General features: G+C 78.0%; 1 pseudogene. It reads left to right on the forward strand.

The features are described from left to right. A pseudogene (locus tag CVH10_RS27100) lies at positions 1 to 241 on the forward strand (hypothetical protein); the annotation flags it as partial.

The following is a 241-nucleotide window of genomic DNA, read 5'->3' on the forward strand; positions in this document are numbered from 1 at the left end:
GGCCCCGTCTTCATCGGAGCCCTCTGGGCGCTCGGAGACCTCGCCGGCCACGTCGCCACCCTCACGCCCGCCCCGCAGCCGGGCGACACCCTGCGCGCCATCGCGGGCCACGCCATACGCGTCGCCGTCCTGGTGCCCGCCTTGGTGACCGGCGCCCTGGCCCTCGCCTTCGGCGACGGGCTGGCAGACCCGCTGGACCGGCGCCTGCGCCCGGCACTGCTCGCTCGGGACTGGCAGCCGG

The organism is Halomonas sp. ND22Bw, from assembly GCF_003011945.1.
GTDB classification, from domain to species: domain Bacteria; phylum Pseudomonadota; class Gammaproteobacteria; order Pseudomonadales; family Halomonadaceae; genus Halomonas; species Halomonas halophila.